Source organism: Pectobacterium atrosepticum (assembly GCF_000740965.1).
GTDB classification, from domain to species: Bacteria; Pseudomonadota; Gammaproteobacteria; order Enterobacterales; family Enterobacteriaceae; genus Pectobacterium; species Pectobacterium atrosepticum.
In genome coordinates this window covers 814,087-833,131 of the sequence record NZ_CP009125.1, presented here as the reverse complement: position 1 = coordinate 833,131, position 19,045 = coordinate 814,087, and the positions used below count along the sequence as shown (strand labels likewise).

The following is a 19,045-nucleotide window of genomic DNA, read 5'->3' as shown; positions in this document are numbered from 1 at the left end:
AACAAATCTTAACAAAATGTACACTAAATAATTCGAGTTGCAGGAAGGCGGCGACACAGTGAATCTCCAGGAGCTTACTCCAGTAAGTGACTGGGGTGAGCGAAGACAAATTGGCTTAGCCAATTTGAACGCCGCTTGTGGCGACCCTTCAGGGCGAGGTTCAGAGATGAGCCGAGTATTGCCAACGCACATGCAGCTTGAAGTATGACGGGTATACAAACAAAAAACCCCATGCTGAGCACGGGGTTTAGGATGAAGATACGTTTTAAATAGCGTGCGTAAAAGCAGAGAGTATTAGTCTTGTGCTTTTGATACAGCAACCATCGCCGGACGCAGTAAACGACCGTTCAGCGTATAGCCTTTTTGCATTACCATCATGACATGGTTCGGCTGGTGATCGGCTGAAGGTAACATCGTCATAGCCTGATGCACTTCTGGGTTAAACGGTACACCCACATCGCCCACCACCTCGATACCGAATTTATGCACGGCATCCAGCAACGATTTCAGCGTCAATTCGACACCCTCAATCATTGAAGCCAGTGATTCATTGGCTTTGTCCGCCGTATCCAGCGCACGTTCCAGGTTATCGATGACTGGCAGCATTTCACTGGCAAATTTCTCTACCGCAAATTTATGCGCTTTCTCGATATCCATTTCCGCACGGCGGCGAACGTTATCGGCTTCTGCACGGACGCGAAGCATATTGTCACGTTCACGCTGTTGCAGTTCACTAAACTGGGCTTCCAGCTCGGCGATGCGCTCATCACGCGGGTCAGCTACGTCTGCCGTCTCTGGCGCGGCATCCGCTTGCTGCCCTTTTGCTGCTTCCTTTTGATCCAGGACTTGCTCGTCAGGCGTTTTCTGTTCTTTACTACTCATGAAATTCTCCGCGGTTTAGCATTAATCTCGCTAGTTGCTTATTATGGGGATCAAAACCGGAGATTCAAGGGAACCTGTCATATATTGGTTCCTGCTGCTGCCGATACACCACGCTGAGGACAAAACAGCAATGAACACACCGCTTACAATGAACAAGCCGTTTAATTGTATTGGCATTGTCGGCCACCCGCGCCACCCAACGGCGTTGGCAACGCATGAGATGCTCTATCATTGGCTCACCGAAAAAGGTTACTCCGTGCTGATCGAACAACAGATTGCACGGGAACTTAACCTGAAAGACGCACCAACAGGTAGCCTTGCCGACATCGGTCAGCAGGCGGATCTCGCCGTGGTCGTCGGCGGTGACGGCAACATGCTGGGCGCCGCGCGCGTGCTGTCGCGCTATGACATCAAAGTAATCGGCGTAAACCGTGGCAATCTCGGCTTTTTGACTGACCTCGATCCCGATCATGCTCAGCAGCAGCTTTCTGACGTTCTTGACGGCCATTATCTGAGCGAACAGCGCTTCATGCTGGAAGCACACGTTTGCCGCACAAACCAGCCCGACAGCATCAGTACCGCAATTAATGAAGTGGTACTTCACCCAGGGAAAGTCGCACACATGATTGAATTTGAAGTCTATATTGACGACAGATTCGCCTTTTCCCAACGTTCAGATGGCCTGATTATCGCCACGCCCACAGGCTCAACCGCCTATTCGCTTTCCGCTGGCGGCCCTATCCTAACACCGTCATTGGAAGCCATTGCGCTAGTGCCGATGTTCCCGCACACATTGTCTGCCCGCCCGCTGGTGATCAATAGCAGCAGCACGATTCGGCTGAAATTTTCCTGCATTACCAACGATTTGGAAATCAGCTGTGACAGCCAGATTGCGCTGCCAGTGCAGGAAGGCGAAGAAGTGCTGATTCGCCGTAGTGAACATCACCTGAATTTGATTCATCCAAAAAATTACAGTTATTTCAATACACTAAGTTCAAAGCTCGGCTGGTCAAAAAAATTATTCTAAAATTCCACCAAGCTACTTTACTGTATATAAAACCAGTTTATACTGTATGTAAACACAGTTCCCATACAGGAAAACTATCATGCTGGCGCAACTCACTATCAGTAACTTCGCCATCGTGCGCGAATTAGAAATCGATTTTCAGTCAGGGATGAGCGTAATCACCGGAGAAACCGGTGCGGGGAAATCAATTGCGATTGATGCCCTCGGTTTATGTCTGGGAAATCGTTCTGACGCCAGCATGGTCAGGCCGGGGGCTGCCCGAGCGGACATCTGCGCCCGCTTCGCGCTGACGGATACCCCAATGGCACGTCAGTGGCTGGAAGAAAACCAGTTGGATGACAGTAATGAGTGCCTGTTACGCCGCGTGATTAGCGCCGATGGTCGTTCACGCGGCTTTATTAACGGCACCGCCGTGCCGCTGTCTCAACTGCGTGAACTCGGCCAGCACCTGATTCAGATACATGGCCAGCATGCTCATCAACTACTGCTGCGCCCCGATCATCAAAAACACCTGCTGGATGCTTATGCCGATGAACCGAAATTGCTGGTTGCTATGCAACAGGTTTGGCATCAGTGGCACCAAAGCTGCCGTGCACTGGCGCAGTTGCAACAAGCAGCTATTGAACGCGAAGCCCGCCGAGAACTACTGCAATATCAATTAAAAGAGCTGAATGAATTCGCCCCACAGCTCGGTGAATATGAACACATTGATATTGAATACAAGCGTCTGGCAAATAGCGGTCAGCTACTGACGATGAGCCAGCAGGCCATGCAGTTGCTGAGCGAAGACGAAGAGCAAAACATACTCAGTATGTTGCACAGCGTAAAAAGTCAGCTCGGCGAACTGATCGGTATGGATGAAACGCTGTCCGGTGTGCTGTCCATGCTCGAAGAAGCGGGCATTCAGCTTAGCGAAGCCAGTGATGAACTGCGCCACTACAGCGAACAGATGGATCTCGACCCGATTCGACTGTATGAACTGGAACAGCGCCTGTCACGTCAGTTGGTGTTAGCACGCAAACATCATATCGCGCCAGAAGCGATCCCAGCGTTCCATCAGCAATTACAGGAAGAACACCGACAATTGGAACAGCAGGAAAGCGACCATGAGGTGCTCAGTGCCTCCGTCAGTGAATATCATCAGCAGGCGTTACAGCTTGCCGAACAATTGCACGTGCGTCGTCAGCACCATGCCAGCGAACTGGCACAGCTCATCACCACCAATATGCGTGAACTGGCGATGCCGCACGGCTACTTCACCATTGATGTGAAGTTTACGCCAGACAGCCTGACGGCCACCGGTGCCGACAATATCGAATTCCGCGTAACCACCAACCCCGGTCAACCGCACCAGACTCTGGCGAAAGTGGCATCGGGTGGCGAGCTGTCGCGTATTGCACTGATTATTCAGGTCATCACCGCGAAGAAAATGGACACACCAGCAATGATCTTCGATGAAGTCGATGTGGGTATTAGCGGGCCAACAGCCGCCATCGTCGGCAGAATGCTGCGCCAGCTCGGCGAATCGACGCAGGTTATGTGTGTGACACACCTGCCACAGGTTGCAGGCTGCGGTCACCAGCACTTCTTCGTGAGCAAACAAACGGACGGTGCAGAAACGGAAACGCTGATGCAACCGTTGGACAAACGTGCGCGGTTACAGGAACTGGCTCGTCTTCTGGGTGGCAGCGCCGTGACCAAAAACACGCTGGCGAACGCCAAAGAATTGTTGGCAGCCTAAAATCTGCTGCCGACACAGGGCAAGAAAGGCGCATTACAGGTAAAAAAGCTCAACTTTTTTACCTTCCTGGGGTCATACAATCGCCTTGCAGGTTTCCAAGTCCTGCAAGGTCTATTATCATCAGCAACCTATGCCCTTAAGGAATGTAATCACTATGCGCTGTAAAACGCTGACTGTCGTCGCCGCGGTGGTTGTTATGCTGACCGCCGGTTGTTCCACGCTGGAAAAGGTGGTGTATCGGCCGGACATCAATCAGGGAAACTATCTGGCACCGGCTGACGTTGCGAAAATTCACACCGGCATGACCAAACAACAGGTCGCTTATACGCTGGGTACGCCTATGATGCAGGATCCGTTTGGCAGCGATACCTGGTTTTACGTCTTCCGCCAGCAGCCTGGCCATGAATCGGTAAAACAACAGACGCTGACGCTAACGTTCAGCGGCAGTGGCGTGTTAACCAACATCAACAACAAGCCTGCGCTGGATTAATGCTTTCAATGCCGCTAAGTTGAATCAGGATGAATGATCCTATCAGCTAGAAGCGTCGCTTTAAGACGAAGCCCACTGCGGCAGAGTACTTAAGGAAAGCCAACGCACACGCGGCTTGATATACGATGGGTACAACAGCAGGCAAATCTGAATATTTCAGGTTTGCCTGTGTTTTTTATAAGGACGCATTGGTAATGTGCCATCGGGAGAACGTCACTTGTCATTTAACGGCATTGCTCAGGCTTTATTCTTAGAACGTTCAGCACGTTGACGGCGTAGCTCTTTCGGATCGACAATCAGCGGACGATAAATCTCCACACGGTCACCATCCTGCACCACATCGGCCAGTTTCGCCGCACGGCTGTAAATACCGATTTTATTCACCTGCAAATCGATATCATGGCGCAACTCCAGCAGACCTGATGCCACAATCGCCTGCTCGACCGTACTGCCTTCTTCCAGCTTCACCGTGCGTAGATATTGGCGTTCCGGCAACGCGTAGACCACATCAACCTGCATTGCGGACACTGTAAACCTCTTTTGCTCGCTGCGTGAAAGCCTGCACCATATTCCCCGCTAGCTCCTTGAATACTTTGCCAAAAGCAAGTTCAATCAAGGCATTGGTGAATTCAAATTCCAGATGCAGCTCAACTTTACAGGCATCGGCGCTCAGCGGTGTAAAGTGCCAGTCGCCACTCAGTTGACGGAATGGGCCATCGACCAGTTGCATATTGATATTCTGGTTGTGCGTCAGCGTATTACGTGTAGTAAATGTCTTGCTGATACCGGCTTTGGAAACATCTACTGCGGCAGTCATCCCCTCTTCTGAGGAAGAGAGCACGCGACTCCCCGTACAGCCCGGTAAAAACGCGGGGTAGGAAGAGACATCATTCACCAGTTTGTACATCTGCTCTGCACTGAACGGCACCAATGCGGAACGACTTATCTTTGGCATACTATTTTCCGAGATTCATAAAACGCGCAAAATAATAGCATTGATAGCCCGGCAGACAAAAATTCTGCGAAGCTTATCGCACGATATCATTAACCACGACACGGACGCACGGCGGGGATTTCATTCCCAATGACATCCAGTATAATGACGGTACTATGACAAAGAAAAAAGCATACAAACCCGGTTCCGCCACCATTGCGCAGAACAAGCGCGCCCGTCACGAATACTCCATTGAGGAAGAATTTGAGGCTGGCCTTGTGCTGCAAGGATGGGAAGTCAAATCACTGCGCGCAGGCAAAGCAAACCTCAGCGACAGCTATGTCACCTTCATGAACGGTGAGGCTTACCTGTTTGGCGCAACGATCACGCCGCTGAATGTGGCCTCATCGCACGTTGTTTGCGATCCCATCCGCACACGCAAACTTCTGCTCAACAAACGCGAGATGGATTCGCTGTTTGGCCGCGTCAGCCGTGATGGCTACACGGTCGTCGCGCTGTCCATGTATTGGAAAAATGCCTGGAGCAAAGTCAAAATCGGCGTAGCGAAAGGTAAAAAAGATCACGACAAGCGTGATGACATTAAAGAACGTGAATGGAAGTTAGATAAAGCCCGTATCATGAAGAACGCCAATCGCTAAGCCACTGGCTTAACAACGGTAAGTTCTGGTATACTGGTGACAGTTTCTTGGGGGCTGATTCTGGATTCGACGGGATTTGCAAAGCCCAAGGTGCATGCCGAGGGGCGGTTTGCCTCGTAAAAAGCCGCAAAAAAATAGTCGCAAACGACGAAAACTACGCTTTAGCAGCTTAATAACCTGCTAAGAGCCCTCTCTCCCTAGCCTCCGCTCTTAGGACGGGGATCAAGAGAGGTCAAACCCAAAAGAGATCGCGTGGATGCCCTGCCTGGGGTTGAAGGGCTAAATCTAATCAGGCTAGTTTGTTAGTGGCGTGTCTGTCCGCAGCTGGCAAGCGAATGTAAAGACTGACTAAGCATGTAGTACCGACGGTAGAGTAGTTCCGGACGGGGGTTCAAATCCCCCCAGCTCCACCACTTTTTAGTTGTTTGAAGTATACTGAAGTCTATTAAGCCCGCTTGGAACCAGCCTCGCGGGCTTTTTTACGTCTATTGAAGTCTACAGAGAATTGCTAGAAGCTACTACTTATGGCACCCTTTTTGGGACCCAACGTTAAGGGTCCAAAACTAGAGGGTCCAAAATGGCTAAGCTCGCTAAGAAACTCACCGATACTGAAATCAAAAATACCAAACCTGCAGATAAAGAAATCAGCCTGTTTGATGGCGATGGCTTACTTCTCCGCATAGCCCCCATCGCAAAAGGTGGGAAGAAAAATTGGTATCTCAGGTATCCTGTGCCAGTGACTAAAAAACGGACGAAGATGAGCCTTGGGACCTACCCTCATCTTACCTTAGCGAGAGCAAGAGCTTTACGTGATGAATACCTCACCTTACTTGCCAATGGCATCGACCCACAGATCCATAATAGCGATAAAGCCAATGCCCTAAAGGATGCTACTGAACACACGCTACAGGCTGTTGCTCGTAAGTGGTTAGATGAGAAGGTAAAGACCTCGGGCATCTCACAAGACCACGCTGATGATATTTGGCGTAGCCTTGAACGAAACATCTTTCCCGGTCTGGGCAATGTCCCTATCAAAGAAATACGCCCTAAGCTCTTAAAGCAGCATCTTGATCCGATTGAGCAACGCGGTGTTCTGGAAACCTTGCGGCGCATAATTTCACGACTGAATGAAATTTTCCGCTATGCCGCAACAGAAGAACTCATCGAGTTCAATCCGGCTGACAATCTTGGACAGCGTTTCAGTAAGCCTAAAAAGCAAAATATGCCTGCCCTTCCCCCCAGCGAGCTGCCAAGATTTATGATTGCGCTGGCTAATGCTTCCATACGACTCGAAACACGTATGCTGATCGAATGGCAGTTGTTGACGTGGGTTCGTCCGGGGGAAGCCGTTCGGGCGCGTTGGGCAGATATTGATGTTGAGAATAAATTTTGGAACATCCCGCCAGAGTTCATGAAGATGAAACGGCCTCATAAGGTTCCGCTTAGCAAAGAAGCACTACGCATCCTCGAAAAAATGCAGCCAATCAGCGGACATCGTGAGTGGGTTTTCCCCAGCATCAAAGCTCCTCTTAGCCATATGCACGAGCAAACAGCTAACGCTGCGATCATCCGCATGGGTTTTGGCGGTGAAATGGTGGCACATGGTATGCGTTCTATTGCCAGAACTGCCGCCGAGGAATCCAGTAAGTTCAGAACAGAAGTTCTTGAAGCAGCCCTCGCTCACTCTAAAAAAGATGAAATCATTGCGGCATACAACCGTGCAGAATATTTAGCCGAGCGTGCCGAGTTAATGCAATGGTGGAGTGATTACGTCCAAATACAAAAATATAAGTCTATTGCCGCATGATAAAACACAGAAATGTATACTATCTTTTAATATCGAAGTTCGGCAATCAGTAATTATCAATATTTAAGGAGTTCCCTTGTTAATGGTAAAAGATGAACTTGAGGAGTTCAGTAAACTTGCGGATCAATACATCATAACATGTGATCACGCTTCTTTAGCTGCGTTAGTCGAAAGTTATACAAAACAGGATTTCACCTTTTCTCACCCCTTGTACGAAGCCCATTATCTCTACTGTCTAGGAAATTGTTATTCCAAACTCTATGAAACACGTAAAACAGAGTGGTATTCAGAGGATTTGATGAAATCGGTCATCTTCTACAGAAAAGCCATACATACTCTCCCTAAAGCAAACTGGCAGGAACACGTAAATAACATTCATGCATATGATAGTCTTAGATCTATGATTGAGACAAACTTAGCTAACCGTCTTTCATCACAGGGAAGAGCACTATGCTGTATCCCTCACTATGACAAAGCTATTTCTATAGATAACAATCCCGTAGCAATTATATCAAAAGCCAATAATGAATTATTTCTTGGAAATTCACTATACGATGAAGGACATTCTGAATATCATTATTTCATTGCTTACAATCTATTAAAAAAGGGACTCGATAATTTCAAAAAACAATATCCAGAACAAAAAGAATCACTTGAAGATGGGGGGCGATTACACAATTTCCAAAAATGGTTTGAGGATAATTTTGAGATATCATCTTTCGATTATTTCATGAAATACACTGAAAAACTTACATCAATAAAACAGAAAAAGTATTTTGAATGGTGTGCAAAAAACAAGCTTTTCCTTAATGATTTAAATGATGTTTGCGATTACCAGATTACTTACCAAGATATTTTTTCATTACCATCATTTATCCAATCTCTTAATGGTGCGCTTACAATGCATGAAGAATTATCATATCATGGTAATTATGATGAATTAAAAAATGATTACTGCTATGCGCGGTATTTAATATACTCCTCAAAGGATATACCGGACGATGCGCCTCATATATTCAACTCAACTTTTCAACACGTTGAAGATATGACTTACTCAATTAACAATTTAAAGGTTGCCCAATACAAATCAGCATTCAGAATAATATATTCACTTTTTGACAAAATAGCATACCTAATTAGCCATTTTTTTGATTTAAATGACTTGAAGCATGACAGAAAAATAAGCATCGACAATTTATTTCGCGACTTCACAGGCAAGAATAATGAATGGAAGCCCCATAAAAAACTTAAGGATAGTGATAATCCTTTTATCCATGCTTTATTCTATATATTAAAAGATATTCGCAAAGTTGGTAGCTCTGATTCAGTATCAAAATGGTTAGATCCAAATGCTGTAGCATTTGCTGAAATCAGAAATGCTATGGAACATCGTTCATTGAAAATTGTTGATGATTTTGGCTATGAACTCGCAACATCACATAATACTTACAATGATGAAGAATTTACAAAATTGCAAAGAGAGGTCAATACGATACCAGATGAAATTAGAGAAATTGAATTAAAGATAAAAAAAACAAATGAAGACAATGACCCTCATTTATCTATACAGCTTAAAGAAAAGATTAACAAACTAAATACTAAGCATTCAGACTTAAAAGCAAAAATCCATGAAAAAGAAAAACTATCATCACATTGTCTTTTAGTGCCAATAAGCCAATTCGAATCAAGAATTATGCAACTCATTGGCTTAGCTCGTAACTCAATAATGTATCTATCATTAGCTATCCATTTTGAAGAGCGAAAACGCCCAAACGACGGTATTTACATGCAAAGAGAAGTACCACTCAAGCATAATTTATGATTGTACTAAGAACATTTCAGCAGATCTAAACATATGCTTTTTCATGTAAGGCCGTGATAAAAAGGTCTAATAGGTGGAGTGTTTCACTACGTGAATCACCCACTCATAAAAATTCTTTATCTATGTGTCATCAAGAACAATAGCGGAACCCTTAAAAGGGAACCCCCGCCATTCTTCTTGACGTCCTAAATATAGGAGTTGTTATTTTTCTCTATTGGAGAGATTGCGGCGTTCCATGAATAACTTATAACGTTCATCAGCTTCTTTTTGAAATTTTTCAGCGTCAAATGTGTCAGTCTCTATTTTTATTTTTTGTTTAACTGCTTCATCTAATATTTTATTTTCTTTCAGCCTCTCCTTTTCATTTAATATTAACTTGTAGTATTTCATCTTAATATTAAAACTTGCTTTTACAAACTCGTTAGCATCAAAATCTATATTGTATTTTTTAAGAAGTTTTAATATATAATCTATAGGCATTTTTTTCACTTCCTTTTTTATTTTTTCTTCATGCACATCTTTTTTTATACTCCCACTTTTTAACCATTGCTTAAACTTATAGCTGTTATAATGCTGCCACTGATATATTTCAGACGCATATATAACCGACAACATACAAGCAATAAAAAATATGACCATAAAAACCATACATATTAAATAAAACATATCAGCCCCCGCCTTTCTTTCTATACTGCTCTTTTATTAGTGCTATGTGATATTTTTTTGCATTGTTTATACTCACGTCTGCTGAATTTTTAGCAGAACGAAAAGCACTAGAAACAACAGAGGCAATGATAGCAACTAAAAAAGCACAAATAAAAAAACCCATCGCGGCAGGAATGAGACTACCGCCGCCATCGTCTACAGCAGGTTTTGCTTTTGCTATTAAACCTAATATATTCATATATTTTTCTCCTCAATAGTTTTAATCGCTGTTTCTATTCTTTGTTTTACAAAGTCTCTAAACACAAAACCTATTATTCTCGCATCCTCCCCCATATCTAACTCATCTTTTTTATTAAAATATAAATAAGCACTCAATAGCTCTTCACTTTGAATATCTAAAGTTTTGCTAGCAAGTGATATTCTAATAATATTTAATATCTCTAAATATAAACTTGCTCTATCGTGCTTGATTAAAAGCTGGAGCGGGTTAAAATCTTTTTTTCTTTTCATTTCTTGCATGTCATTATCAAAATCTATCATTAAAAAATGTAAGCAAGTAAAAGACGTATCATAGAAGTTCAGGCGGTTAATCATGTCCGCCGTTCCCTCGCGTGGAGGGTTCGGGTTAGGTCTTAAGTTATTCATCCGTTTTACTCCTTTTTTTATTGTTTTTTAGTTTCCATTCGTTAAGCCTCTTATCCCCTTCCGCTCTCAAAAACTCGCGCTGATCGTATATTCTTTTTAATACCATATGATTAGTTAAAGCCCCGACCAATAGCGATAAATCATTAATAAAATCTAACTCGTCAGATACTTCTTTGCTATTTTCTCTAACTATCCTTATTAACTCAGCACCAATTTTTATTTTGCGCGCTGTATCTTCTTTTCTTTTTTCAGCTTTCATTTCTTGCTCCAACCTATTTAGTAAGTTTGCTTTTTGTTCAAGTTCTTTTTTCAATTTATTATATTTATCAATATTAAATGCCATTTTTAGAGCCTCTTTTTTCTTTTATCGTAATAAAAAACGCAATCAATCCAGCTATAAACAAAATCGGCAGCGTAAAAATAAACCCTAACAATAAAACAACAGTAAAACCAAAAATGCCGGACATTTCGTATAAATGACCAAAAAATGTATTTTCATTTTTATACTCAATCATTTTCTGTAAAACAGATTTTTGTTCTTGCTCTTGTTCTCTTAAATAATCCTCTCTATATTCGTCATCTTCACAGCTCAAAGGGATTTCTATAGTGTCATCATTTAAATACTCATTATCATCATAGTCGTAATCATTGTTATAATTTCCAATCATTCCAGATCTCCCCCTAACGTGTCATAAACAACAGTAAAATCGCTTTCATGAGAAAAAAGATTGTAAGTTATAAATAAGCTCGTTCTACATATAACATCCGTATTTTCATCTTGTAGCTTTTTAATAATCAATCTAACAAGTTCAGACGCTGCCACTTCTATTTTTTTATCATTATCATTCATATTTCACCTCTTTTATTTTTATGTTTTTCTGTTATATATATTTTAAGTAATATATTTATTTATTTAAGTAAAGCGCGATATATGTATTTTAATTTCCAGAGCGCGATTTTATAGATAAAAGGTTTACGTATAGCGGCTATTTTAGTTTTGCTAAAAACTACAATAGCGCACTTATACATTCTTCGAATGTGCGCGCCCCATAAATGGGGATTTACTAACGCATAAAAATAAAAAGTAATATTCGCTTTATGCTCAATATTACTTAATCAATTTTTAAAAAAACAAATATATTTTTCTTGTTTTAAAAAGTATGTGCTTTCAATATCAGGAGATAAAAACAATGGCAATATTTCATATGAGCGCTCAAACAATAACACGCAGCAAGGGGCATAGTAGCGTAGCTGCGGCAGCTTATCGCCACGGCGAAAAATTAATGGACGAACACACAGGAGAGATCCACGACTACAGCAAAAAGAAAGGTATTTCAGACAGTGTGATATTATTACCTGAAAGCGCAGACCGTAATTTTTTAAAGCCTGCGTATTTATGGAACACGATAGAAAAAAGCGAAAAAAGAAAAGATGCGCAGTTAGCACGCGAGTTTAATATTGCGCTTCCTGTCGAAATGACAGACGAACAAAAAAAGGCGTTAGCAATAGATTTTTGCCAAGAGAATTTTGTAAAAAATGGAATGATTGCTGATATAGCCTTCCACAAACTCGATAGCGACAACCCGCATTTTCACGTAATGCTAACTACTCGCCTCCTTACTCCTGATGGCGCGGGGTTCGGTCAGAAGGAAAGGAAATGGAACGATAAAGAACTGTTAGAGCAATGGCGCAAGAGCTGGGCAGACGCAGCAAACGAGCACATGCAAAAGGCTGGCATCGATGCGCATATCGATCACAGATCACTGAAAGAACAAAAAGCAGAGTTTGACGCTATCCTGCCCCCTCTCAGAACGGTTGAGCAAGAGGCGCAGGCAATCAGCTTAGACAGACCGGCGACTATCCATAGAGGCCATAGCCGCAATCCAGAGCGACAAGCACGCTTTGACGTGCTCCAAGAAGTGAAAGTATCACAAGAGGCAAAAGCACTTAACCACATTGAACAGAAACAGCTTAAGCCCTCGCCGTTGGCTCCAGCTTCCTTCCCTGCCGCATCTTTGCAAGATGCTACACAGGGAGGCAATGAAAACAACCCGAAAAATAGACTCGGCGAAGTTGGCGAATATCTTCAATCTAAACTCAATAAAGAAGATAAAGCAGATCTTAATGCTGATAATGAAATAAAAGTTCACACCACTAAAAATAATAGTAAAAGCAGTTCAGCAGCGGCTATAGGTTCAACATCAAATATTAATTTAACCGATGAGAAAGTAGATAAGAATCTACACTTAACAGAAGCACAAAAAGAAGAGTTAGAGGATTTAGAAAATAAAGAAACAGCAGCGAAGAAAAAAGCTTATCTGATGGGCGGCGCTGTCGTTCCTGAACTTTCTCAAGATAACAAAACACAGTCAAAAAGTGAGTTTAAAAATAAGCTTCATACAGCTAAACAATCAATATCATTAACTGAACAGAGATTTAATGAAGAACGTGAAGCATATGAGAAAAGAAGAAACCGACCAATAACGCGCTAAATATTTTGCTCATTTTTTATCCCCAATGAATGACTTGGAGTCATATTCACTTTAACCAATTGATAGTGTTGGTTTATTTCCACCTGCCGTCGTATCGTTTATATCGATCAAAATCGATATAATGATAGTTACCACCTATCATAATAATACCATTGATCGATTAAAACAATTAAAAAACCGATCGATAAGCACTTTTTAATCGTTAAAAACTATCAATATTAAATAATTGATCTGTAATAACGATCATTTTACTTGAGAGCAGCCCTCCTCATGTTATGCTCGGAGCGTGGAAGACCGGGCGAATCACCTTGGTATCTTCATGATTAAGCTAAAAACTATCACTCTATGAGGAATGAAATTTTATGAAAACCGAAAACATTATTTTTCTTTTTTGGGCAGTGATTTTTATCCTGATTCTCTGCCAGCTTTTTTACTTTGGCCCTAAGAAAAGAAGGCATCTCAATACTTACACAGAGATATTAGATGGTGATATTCTCTCATATGAATGCCAAAACACCGGTATAGTCATTAATACTAAAAAACGCACAGTGCGTATTTTCAATGCAGATAAAGATAGCACTTTTGAATACGACAACATCAGGGAAATAAATTATACGCTATCCGAAGCTGGAAAAATTTATAACGCAGGTAATAATCTAAACTCTATGATAAAGTCCGCTGGAGCTAACAGTAATGAACAAATGTTAGCTAATCAGCGTTCCGGTATTTTTATACTTACAGATGATATAAAAAATCCTTCATGGAAAATCAATCTACCAATGAAAAACAAAACATCATCGACCAATCAGGAGATCTGCGATCGCTGGCTTCTCATTTTTAATAAATACGTTTTATAACCTTGTTGCGTTTTATTATTTATATATGGAGTTGACATGAAAAAATTGATTGCGGCAGTATTTATTATTCTCCCTTTAGCGAGTTGTACTGTTTATGGAAACAATTCCATTAAAGACGAAACGCAGCAAAATATAGCTTCTAAAATTATAAAAGGTAAAACTACTCAAAAAGATATCCTTCAACTTTATGGAGAACCTCAGACTAAAGAAACTAACGATGGTAAAGAAATGTGGGGATATTCCGTTATGTCCGGTGAATCTCAGATTTCAAATTACATACCGGGATTAGCGTTATTGAAGAATAGCAGCACAGCGCACATGAAAGAACTTGAGATCTGGTTTAAAGGTGATGTGGTTGAACGCTATACCTTTAGACAAACGGCAAGCAAAGCTTCTCGCGGGTTGTTAGATTAATTTAAATAAAATACCATTTTATCTTTAAAAAGAAGTTGGAATAATCCGACTTCTTTTATATTTTATCAATAACATGACATTTCTTATATTAGTGCCTTATGAAATGGCACCTTACTTTTTATATTTCTCTATATGGGGGTTTAACCTTTGTTTTTATTGAAATTAATTTTGTACTAGTAGTACTAATTAATTAATTTAAAAGTTTTTTGTTTTAAGGTTTTGGGGTTTGTGTTTTAGCGGGGCGGCTTTCAGCCGTAGTAGTTTTCCTCCGAAGGAGGAAATAGTTTTTCTTTAAGCATTCCCCCCCTACCCCCCACGCCGAAAAGGCTAAAAGAGAGAGATAGGAGATGCTCATTGCGCCTTGAAAATATTCAGAACGTTTCCATCCTGATACTTCCCCCACGACCCGCGCAAACACAAATCATTAAACTTTCAAACGACTCTCGTTTTACTAAAGAGTTTATACTACCATTTGTAAATTTTTTAGATTGTGCGATTCAGGTTGGCAGCTACGCGTCATCCGGCACTGCCACAATAACATAAGAATTGCCAAACACTTGAGGAACCTTCATTCTTATACCCGATACATAGGATTAGCGTTATTGCTTTATTAAAGATTAAAATCTTCTGGAAGTGGTATTTAACATAAGTTAAAAGTCGGCGAAGAGTTTTTAATTTTTTGTATCTTTATATTATATAAATACATTTATAACATCAGTCAATAGATAAAATCAAAAATATTTTAAAAACACGATTAGATAAAAAACAAAAAAGACCAGATAAAAACCCAGTCTTTTATTTTAAATAAATGATATTTTTCATATGTGGCTCTAAAACGCTCTATACGCGATTTTGAGATGCTTTCACTTTTAATGATGTAATCTGTCAGGAATAAATCAAAAAAGAATGCAATAACATTCAGGCGACTTTATTTCTTGAGAAATATATCTTTTCATCAATCCATGCATCTATTTCACTTTCTACAAACCTGATTGCTCGGTCACCTGTTTTTATAGGCGCAGGGAATTCACCACGACTGATCAATCGATAAATCCAAGCTTTACAAAATCCGGTTCTTTCCAGCACTTCAGGTAAACGGATAAATCTTTTTGCTTTGGTCATACATTTCTCCATTGTTGTTTTGATGGAGGTAGTATCTTCAGATCGCTTATGACGATCAACGTTCAAAAAGCACGAATTGATCAAGCGGTGGTGGATTTTTAGGCAGATTAGAGATGGGAGTAGAAAAAGCCAGTTGCTGCGGGCTTTGAAGCTGTTTTGCAAAAAGTGCTATTTTTCGCTCTATTTTAAGTTATTTAATATTACCTTATTTATCATCTAGTTAATTTCGTTGCGTTTAAATTCTGCACTATTATCTGCTATTCATCTTGCTTCAGGCTAAAAAAGATTTGGGTAGGTGTAAGATTTACCACTGACCTTTAAATATGCTATCTCTGATCCTAATAGATTTTGATGCTTGTCGTGAGTTCAACTCCTCAGCATCGGCACAATCGATGATTTTAACGCTGAAAAACGATACGACTTTGCTCATAGTGTTTCTTTGGTTCCTTTATTGAACCCTCAATTAAAAACCATAACAAAATAACGATAAAAATCAATTTATTATAAGTATAATCACAGGGACCCCAGCCCAATTTAGACATCGGGTATTACCAGATAAGTCCGATGAAGTACGGAAAGCCCGCATGGCGCAAGCTCTGCGGGCTTTTTTGTGTCCGTCATTGTCCGACGATATTCGCCTGAATCCAGAGATTATTGGTATACGAATTGGTATACGGTAGGATATATACCAAAAGGCGTATACCAATTGCATGCGTATACCAATCACGAAGGATATTCCCCCATGGCACGGACAACCCGCTCCCTCACCCACACTGAAGTACAAAAAGCCAAAGCGACAGACAAAGATCTGACGTTACATGACGGCAACGGGTTATTCCTCTTAGTCAAAACCACAGGTAAAAAGCTGTGGCGGTTCCGCTACCAGAAACCCATAACCGGCCAGCGCACTATGATCGGATTTGGCACTTACCCGGCATTGTCATTAGCCGACGCACGCGCCATGAGAGACGAAAAACTGTCTTTGTTAGCCAAAGGAATAGACCCACAGGAAAAAGTGGCTAAGGAAGTCGAAGAAGCACAAATCGCGATAGAAAGCATCTTCATCAATGTGGCGCGTAATTGGTTCACGTTGAAGCAGACCAAGGTCAGTGCGGATCATGCCAAAGACATTTGGCGATCGCTGGAAAAAGACGTACTCCCGGCGATTGAGAATATCCCGGTACAAGGAATCAAAGCCCGCACGCTGATACAGGCGCTAGAGCCGATTAAAGCCCGTGGCGCACTGGAAACAGTCAGGCGGTTAGTACAGCGCATCAATGAAATCATGGTTTACGCGGTCAATACGGGGCTGATTGACGCTAACCCCGCCTCTGGCATTGGTATGGCCTTTGAGCGCCCGAAAAAGCAGCACATGCCGACTATCCGGCCAGAAGAACTCCCTAAGCTGATGCGCACCATTGCCATGTCTAACCTGTCCATTCCGACCCGTTGCTTATTAGAATGGCAGTTGCTGACGCTGATTCGCCCGGCAGAAGCCTCCGCGACGGCATGGGTAGAGATCGATATAGAGAAAAGAACGTGGAGCATTCCGGCTGAACGAATGAAAGCCAAGCACGATCATATCGTTCCGCTCTCCGATCAAGCGCTGGAACTGCTCGATATCATGCGCCCTATCAGCGGAAACCGCGAACACGTATTCCCAAGCCGTAACGATCCTAAAAAATCCATGAACAGCCAGACCGCGAATGCTGCGTTAAAACGCATCGGCTACGGTGGCAAACTGGTCGCACATGGTTTACGCTCAATAGCCAGCACAGCCATGAATGAAGCTGGTTTTAATCCTGATGTGATTGAAGCAGCGTTAGCGCATTGTGATAAGAATGAAGTTAGACGGGCTTATAACCGCTCTACCTATCTTGAACAGCGGAAAGAATTGATGGTTTGGTGGGGAAAGGTAGTAAAAAAATAATTTAAATAAATTGGCAGATTAATAAATATGCCAATTTTTAATATTGAATAAATATATAATATCTAAGAAACCCTCAGATTAAATATGATATCCCCCCCTTCCATCTATTCAAGTTAGCTACTTCTTCAATCAAACCATAAGGTATACCTAACTTCTCCATTAGTATAACAAATGCCAATATTCTTGATATAACCATACAGTCATGCAGTTTAGAAATAGACACAGAAAACAAAGGTTGATGAATTATATTATTTCTGACTCTACATAATGCATCTATCTTTATTTTATCAAGCCCCAAAGCAACCACAAACTCTTCAGGTAGGTTTTTTATATAATGCCGAATGCATGTCTCAGTGTTTTCCTTGCTACCATTCACCCTCATCACTGCTCTTTTGAATTCACTAATTGATGAGCCATGGAATGTTTTTTGGAGTATACTTCTTGAACGGTCAAGTAATACCGATAGCTTATTTTTATCAACATAATAAGATTGTTTAAACGTTGATCTTTCTATTATTCGATAAAAACCTAAAAACCTCTCTTCATCACTATCTATAAGAGAATAATTAATAAATTTCTTAACTAGCAAATTAGTTTCATTTTCTTTGCCATGAAAATAATTATCAAATATTTGAAGCGGGAATTTTTTTTCAGAACCGTCATTGTATACTGAAGAATAGAGAAGTGACATCGAATTATGCAATTCACTGCTGATGCTCTTTCTTTCTGGAAAGTAAAGGCTAATGTCACTGTGCCTGCTGTTTTCACTCACACGAACCTTAACATCCGTGAAATCGAGTTGTCTCCCAATTAAAAACCTCATAAGCATATAGAGATCAGTATATCTCTCAAGCAGTCCGTTTAAGTCCACTTTGTTTTCAAGATGCAATGTTATGTGTGGTGTAACTGACATGCCTACGGTATGTAAGCCATCTAAACCACCATATCTATATCCATAATAGCCACCTACTGTACCTACATCTTTAATACCCCTCTCAAATTCAACTAAATCTTCCTGTTCAGGTAATTTATTTAAAATAGACCGATTTATTATTTTATTTAATTTTTCAGTATTCCCCAACCAATTTTTTATTCCACTTGAATAAAATCTCAATACTTGATACATCTCAATATCGTTTAAGTTAGCACTCGAATATAAAAAACCACTTGCCGAGAAGGTATAATCGTTAAAACTATTGGATGGTTCAATAAACCTAAAGGAGCTTTCATTTAATTCCATGCCAAAAAGGCGAAAAAAGCCGCCACTTCCATTAAAAACTGCGGTTTTGAGGTTGAGAAGGTCTGAGAAATCCCGGTTCATTTTACAACTAAAATCGAAAAAACGAATTTCTATATTAGACTGTGTTATTTTCAAGTCCGCAGGATAATCTTCTCCATCAACTCTTATCACCCCCTTACGGTGTTCATCAACAGACTCTCCGTAAAACTTAATGTTTTTCATATCCAAATAATTCCTTTAATATTTTCTATTTATATCAGCTTAATTAAAAATCAATACCAGCATAATTTCTGACTTTCAACGTATTGAGTACCACC

General features: G+C 41.4%; 21 protein-coding genes and 1 other RNA gene. 11 read left to right on the top strand and 11 right to left on the bottom strand.

Annotated features, from left to right (window positions below; genetic code table 11):
- Positions 1-294: 294 nt before the first annotated feature.
- Complete coding sequence (gene grpE / locus GZ59_RS03745; RefSeq protein WP_039290202.1) at positions 295-882, bottom strand: nucleotide exchange factor GrpE; 588 nt, start codon at positions 880-882, stop codon at positions 295-297.
- A gap of 148 nt (positions 883-1,030) precedes the next feature.
- On the opposite strand from grpE, the gene nadK reads away from it, so the two are divergent.
- From nadK to bamE, 3 genes are all read left to right on the top strand, one after another.
- Complete coding sequence (gene nadK, locus GZ59_RS03740) at positions 1,031-1,909, top strand: NAD(+) kinase (RefSeq protein ID WP_011092446.1); 879 nt, start codon at positions 1,031-1,033, stop codon at positions 1,907-1,909.
- Between the two features lie 79 nt (positions 1,910-1,988).
- Positions 1,989-3,650 (top strand): DNA repair protein RecN, encoded by a 1,662-nt coding sequence (gene recN / locus GZ59_RS03735; RefSeq protein ID WP_039290198.1) that lies wholly within the window; start codon positions 1,989-1,991, stop codon positions 3,648-3,650.
- A gap of 154 nt (positions 3,651-3,804) precedes the next feature.
- Positions 3,805-4,140 (top strand): outer membrane protein assembly factor BamE, encoded by a 336-nt coding sequence (gene bamE, locus GZ59_RS03730; RefSeq protein ID WP_011092444.1) that lies wholly within the window; start codon positions 3,805-3,807, stop codon positions 4,138-4,140.
- A 237-nt stretch (positions 4,141-4,377) separates the two neighbouring features.
- On the opposite strand, the gene GZ59_RS03725 is transcribed toward bamE, so the two are convergent.
- Both GZ59_RS03725 and GZ59_RS03720 read right to left on the bottom strand, forming a co-directional pair.
- Positions 4,378-4,659: an RnfH family protein gene (locus tag GZ59_RS03725; protein ID WP_207193906.1), complete on the bottom strand. Its 282-nt coding sequence runs from the start codon at positions 4,657-4,659 to the stop codon at positions 4,378-4,380.
- Positions 4,649-5,095 carry a type II toxin-antitoxin system RatA family toxin gene (locus tag GZ59_RS03720; RefSeq protein ID WP_039290192.1) on the bottom strand — a complete coding sequence of 149 codons (447 nt, stop codon included), beginning with the start codon at positions 5,093-5,095 and terminating at the stop codon, positions 4,649-4,651. The genes GZ59_RS03725 and GZ59_RS03720 overlap by 11 nt, the downstream gene beginning before the upstream one ends.
- A gap of 155 nt (positions 5,096-5,250) precedes the next feature.
- On the opposite strand from GZ59_RS03720, the gene smpB reads away from it, so the two are divergent.
- The 4 genes from smpB (at position 5,251) to GZ59_RS03705 (ending at position 9,362) form a co-directional block, all read left to right on the top strand.
- The gene (gene smpB / locus GZ59_RS03715) at positions 5,251-5,733 is read left to right on the top strand and encodes an SsrA-binding protein SmpB (protein WP_011092441.1); all 483 of its coding nucleotides are present in this window, start codon (positions 5,251-5,253) and stop codon (positions 5,731-5,733) included.
- A 50-nt stretch (positions 5,734-5,783) separates the two neighbouring features.
- Positions 5,784-6,146, top strand: a transfer-messenger RNA (tmRNA) gene (gene ssrA / locus GZ59_RS22600).
- Between the two features lie 164 nt (positions 6,147-6,310).
- The gene (locus GZ59_RS03710) at positions 6,311-7,540 is read left to right on the top strand and encodes an integrase domain-containing protein (RefSeq protein WP_039290184.1); all 1,230 of its coding nucleotides are present in this window, start codon (positions 6,311-6,313) and stop codon (positions 7,538-7,540) included.
- Between the two features lie 82 nt (positions 7,541-7,622).
- The gene (locus GZ59_RS03705; protein WP_080641345.1) at positions 7,623-9,362 is read left to right on the top strand and encodes an LA2681 family HEPN domain-containing protein; all 1,740 of its coding nucleotides are present in this window, start codon (positions 7,623-7,625) and stop codon (positions 9,360-9,362) included.
- A gap of 201 nt (positions 9,363-9,563) precedes the next feature.
- Here the strand turns inward: GZ59_RS03705 and GZ59_RS03700 are convergent, their stop codons facing one another.
- The 6 genes from GZ59_RS03700 to GZ59_RS03675 are packed head-to-tail and all read right to left on the bottom strand — an operon-like array spanning position 9,564 to position 11,523.
- Positions 9,564-10,028, bottom strand: a complete 465-nt coding sequence (locus GZ59_RS03700) for a hypothetical protein (protein ID WP_039290178.1) — start codon at positions 10,026-10,028, stop codon at positions 9,564-9,566.
- A gap of 1 nt (position 10,029) precedes the next feature.
- On the bottom strand, positions 10,030-10,266 hold the full coding sequence (locus GZ59_RS03695) for a hypothetical protein (protein WP_001528703.1): 237 nt from the start codon (positions 10,264-10,266) through the stop codon (positions 10,030-10,032).
- Complete coding sequence (locus GZ59_RS03690; RefSeq protein WP_039290174.1) at positions 10,263-10,673, bottom strand: hypothetical protein; 411 nt, start codon at positions 10,671-10,673, stop codon at positions 10,263-10,265. The genes GZ59_RS03695 and GZ59_RS03690 overlap by 4 nt, the downstream gene beginning before the upstream one ends.
- Entirely contained in the window at positions 10,666-11,016 is a 351-nt protein-coding gene (locus GZ59_RS03685) for a hypothetical protein (protein WP_039290172.1), read from the bottom strand. Before GZ59_RS03685 ends, GZ59_RS03690 begins: the two co-directional genes overlap by 8 nt.
- Positions 11,006-11,341, bottom strand: coding sequence for a hypothetical protein (locus GZ59_RS03680; RefSeq protein WP_039290170.1), 336 nt, complete (start codon positions 11,339-11,341; stop codon positions 11,006-11,008). Before GZ59_RS03680 ends, GZ59_RS03685 begins: the two co-directional genes overlap by 11 nt.
- Positions 11,338-11,523 carry a hypothetical protein gene (locus GZ59_RS03675; RefSeq protein WP_023214638.1) on the bottom strand — a complete coding sequence of 62 codons (186 nt, stop codon included), beginning with the start codon at positions 11,521-11,523 and terminating at the stop codon, positions 11,338-11,340. The genes GZ59_RS03680 and GZ59_RS03675 overlap by 4 nt, the downstream gene beginning before the upstream one ends.
- 340 nt (positions 11,524-11,863) lie before the next feature.
- Here GZ59_RS03675 and mobQ point away from each other — a divergent pair, with 340 nt between their 5' ends.
- From mobQ to GZ59_RS03660, 3 genes are all read left to right on the top strand, one after another.
- Positions 11,864-13,165, top strand: coding sequence for a MobQ family relaxase (gene mobQ / locus GZ59_RS22400; RefSeq protein WP_051122315.1), 1,302 nt, complete (start codon positions 11,864-11,866; stop codon positions 13,163-13,165).
- A gap of 362 nt (positions 13,166-13,527) precedes the next feature.
- Complete coding sequence (locus tag GZ59_RS03665; RefSeq protein WP_039290165.1) at positions 13,528-14,022, top strand: DUF4755 domain-containing protein; 495 nt, start codon at positions 13,528-13,530, stop codon at positions 14,020-14,022.
- Positions 14,023-14,058: 36 nt separating this feature from the next.
- Positions 14,059-14,436 (top strand): hypothetical protein, encoded by a 378-nt coding sequence (locus tag GZ59_RS03660; RefSeq protein ID WP_039290156.1) that lies wholly within the window; start codon positions 14,059-14,061, stop codon positions 14,434-14,436.
- A gap of 918 nt (positions 14,437-15,354) precedes the next feature.
- Here the strand turns inward: GZ59_RS03660 and GZ59_RS03655 are convergent.
- A complete protein-coding gene (locus GZ59_RS03655; protein WP_039290153.1) occupies positions 15,355-15,558 on the bottom strand; it encodes a helix-turn-helix transcriptional regulator in 204 nt (67 codons plus the stop codon).
- A 742-nt stretch (positions 15,559-16,300) separates the two neighbouring features.
- Between GZ59_RS03655 and GZ59_RS03650 the strand changes: the two genes are divergently transcribed.
- A complete protein-coding gene (locus GZ59_RS03650; protein WP_039290150.1) occupies positions 16,301-17,488 on the top strand; it encodes an integrase domain-containing protein in 1,188 nt (395 codons plus the stop codon).
- 73 nt (positions 17,489-17,561) lie between these two features.
- Here the strand turns inward: GZ59_RS03650 and GZ59_RS03645 are convergent, their stop codons facing one another.
- Positions 17,562-18,950, bottom strand: coding sequence for an ApeA N-terminal domain 1-containing protein (locus GZ59_RS03645; protein WP_039290149.1), 1,389 nt, complete (start codon positions 18,948-18,950; stop codon positions 17,562-17,564).
- Between the last annotated feature and the right edge of the window lie 95 nt (positions 18,951-19,045).

Coding starts and splice junctions, on each gene's coding strand:
- grpE (WP_039290202.1), bottom strand. CDS start 882: ATGAGTAGTAAAGAACAGAAAACGCCTGACGAGCAAGTCCTGGATCAA.
- nadK (WP_011092446.1), top strand. CDS start 1,031: ATGAACAAGCCGTTTAATTGTATTGGCATTGTCGGCCACCCGCGCCAC.
- recN (WP_039290198.1), top strand. CDS start 1,989: ATGCTGGCGCAACTCACTATCAGTAACTTCGCCATCGTGCGCGAATTA.
- bamE (WP_011092444.1), top strand. CDS start 3,805: ATGCGCTGTAAAACGCTGACTGTCGTCGCCGCGGTGGTTGTTATGCTG.
- GZ59_RS03725 (WP_207193906.1), bottom strand. CDS start 4,659: ATGCAGGTTGATGTGGTCTACGCGTTGCCGGAACGCCAATATCTACGC.
- GZ59_RS03720 (WP_039290192.1), bottom strand. CDS start 5,095: ATGCCAAAGATAAGTCGTTCCGCATTGGTGCCGTTCAGTGCAGAGCAG.
- smpB (WP_011092441.1), top strand. CDS start 5,251: ATGACAAAGAAAAAAGCATACAAACCCGGTTCCGCCACCATTGCGCAG.
- GZ59_RS03710 (WP_039290184.1), top strand. CDS start 6,311: ATGGCTAAGCTCGCTAAGAAACTCACCGATACTGAAATCAAAAATACC.
- GZ59_RS03705 (WP_080641345.1), top strand. CDS start 7,623: ATGGTAAAAGATGAACTTGAGGAGTTCAGTAAACTTGCGGATCAATAC.
- GZ59_RS03700 (WP_039290178.1), bottom strand. CDS start 10,028: ATGTTTTATTTAATATGTATGGTTTTTATGGTCATATTTTTTATTGCT.
- GZ59_RS03695 (WP_001528703.1), bottom strand. CDS start 10,266: ATGAATATATTAGGTTTAATAGCAAAAGCAAAACCTGCTGTAGACGAT.
- GZ59_RS03690 (WP_039290174.1), bottom strand. CDS start 10,673: ATGAATAACTTAAGACCTAACCCGAACCCTCCACGCGAGGGAACGGCG.
- GZ59_RS03685 (WP_039290172.1), bottom strand. CDS start 11,016: ATGGCATTTAATATTGATAAATATAATAAATTGAAAAAAGAACTTGAA.
- GZ59_RS03680 (WP_039290170.1), bottom strand. CDS start 11,341: ATGATTGGAAATTATAACAATGATTACGACTATGATGATAATGAGTAT.
- GZ59_RS03675 (WP_023214638.1), bottom strand. CDS start 11,523: ATGAATGATAATGATAAAAAAATAGAAGTGGCAGCGTCTGAACTTGTT.
- mobQ (WP_051122315.1), top strand. CDS start 11,864: ATGGCAATATTTCATATGAGCGCTCAAACAATAACACGCAGCAAGGGG.
- GZ59_RS03665 (WP_039290165.1), top strand. CDS start 13,528: ATGAAAACCGAAAACATTATTTTTCTTTTTTGGGCAGTGATTTTTATC.
- GZ59_RS03660 (WP_039290156.1), top strand. CDS start 14,059: ATGAAAAAATTGATTGCGGCAGTATTTATTATTCTCCCTTTAGCGAGT.
- GZ59_RS03655 (WP_039290153.1), bottom strand. CDS start 15,558: ATGACCAAAGCAAAAAGATTTATCCGTTTACCTGAAGTGCTGGAAAGA.
- GZ59_RS03650 (WP_039290150.1), top strand. CDS start 16,301: ATGGCACGGACAACCCGCTCCCTCACCCACACTGAAGTACAAAAAGCC.
- GZ59_RS03645 (WP_039290149.1), bottom strand. CDS start 18,950: ATGAAAAACATTAAGTTTTACGGAGAGTCTGTTGATGAACACCGTAAG.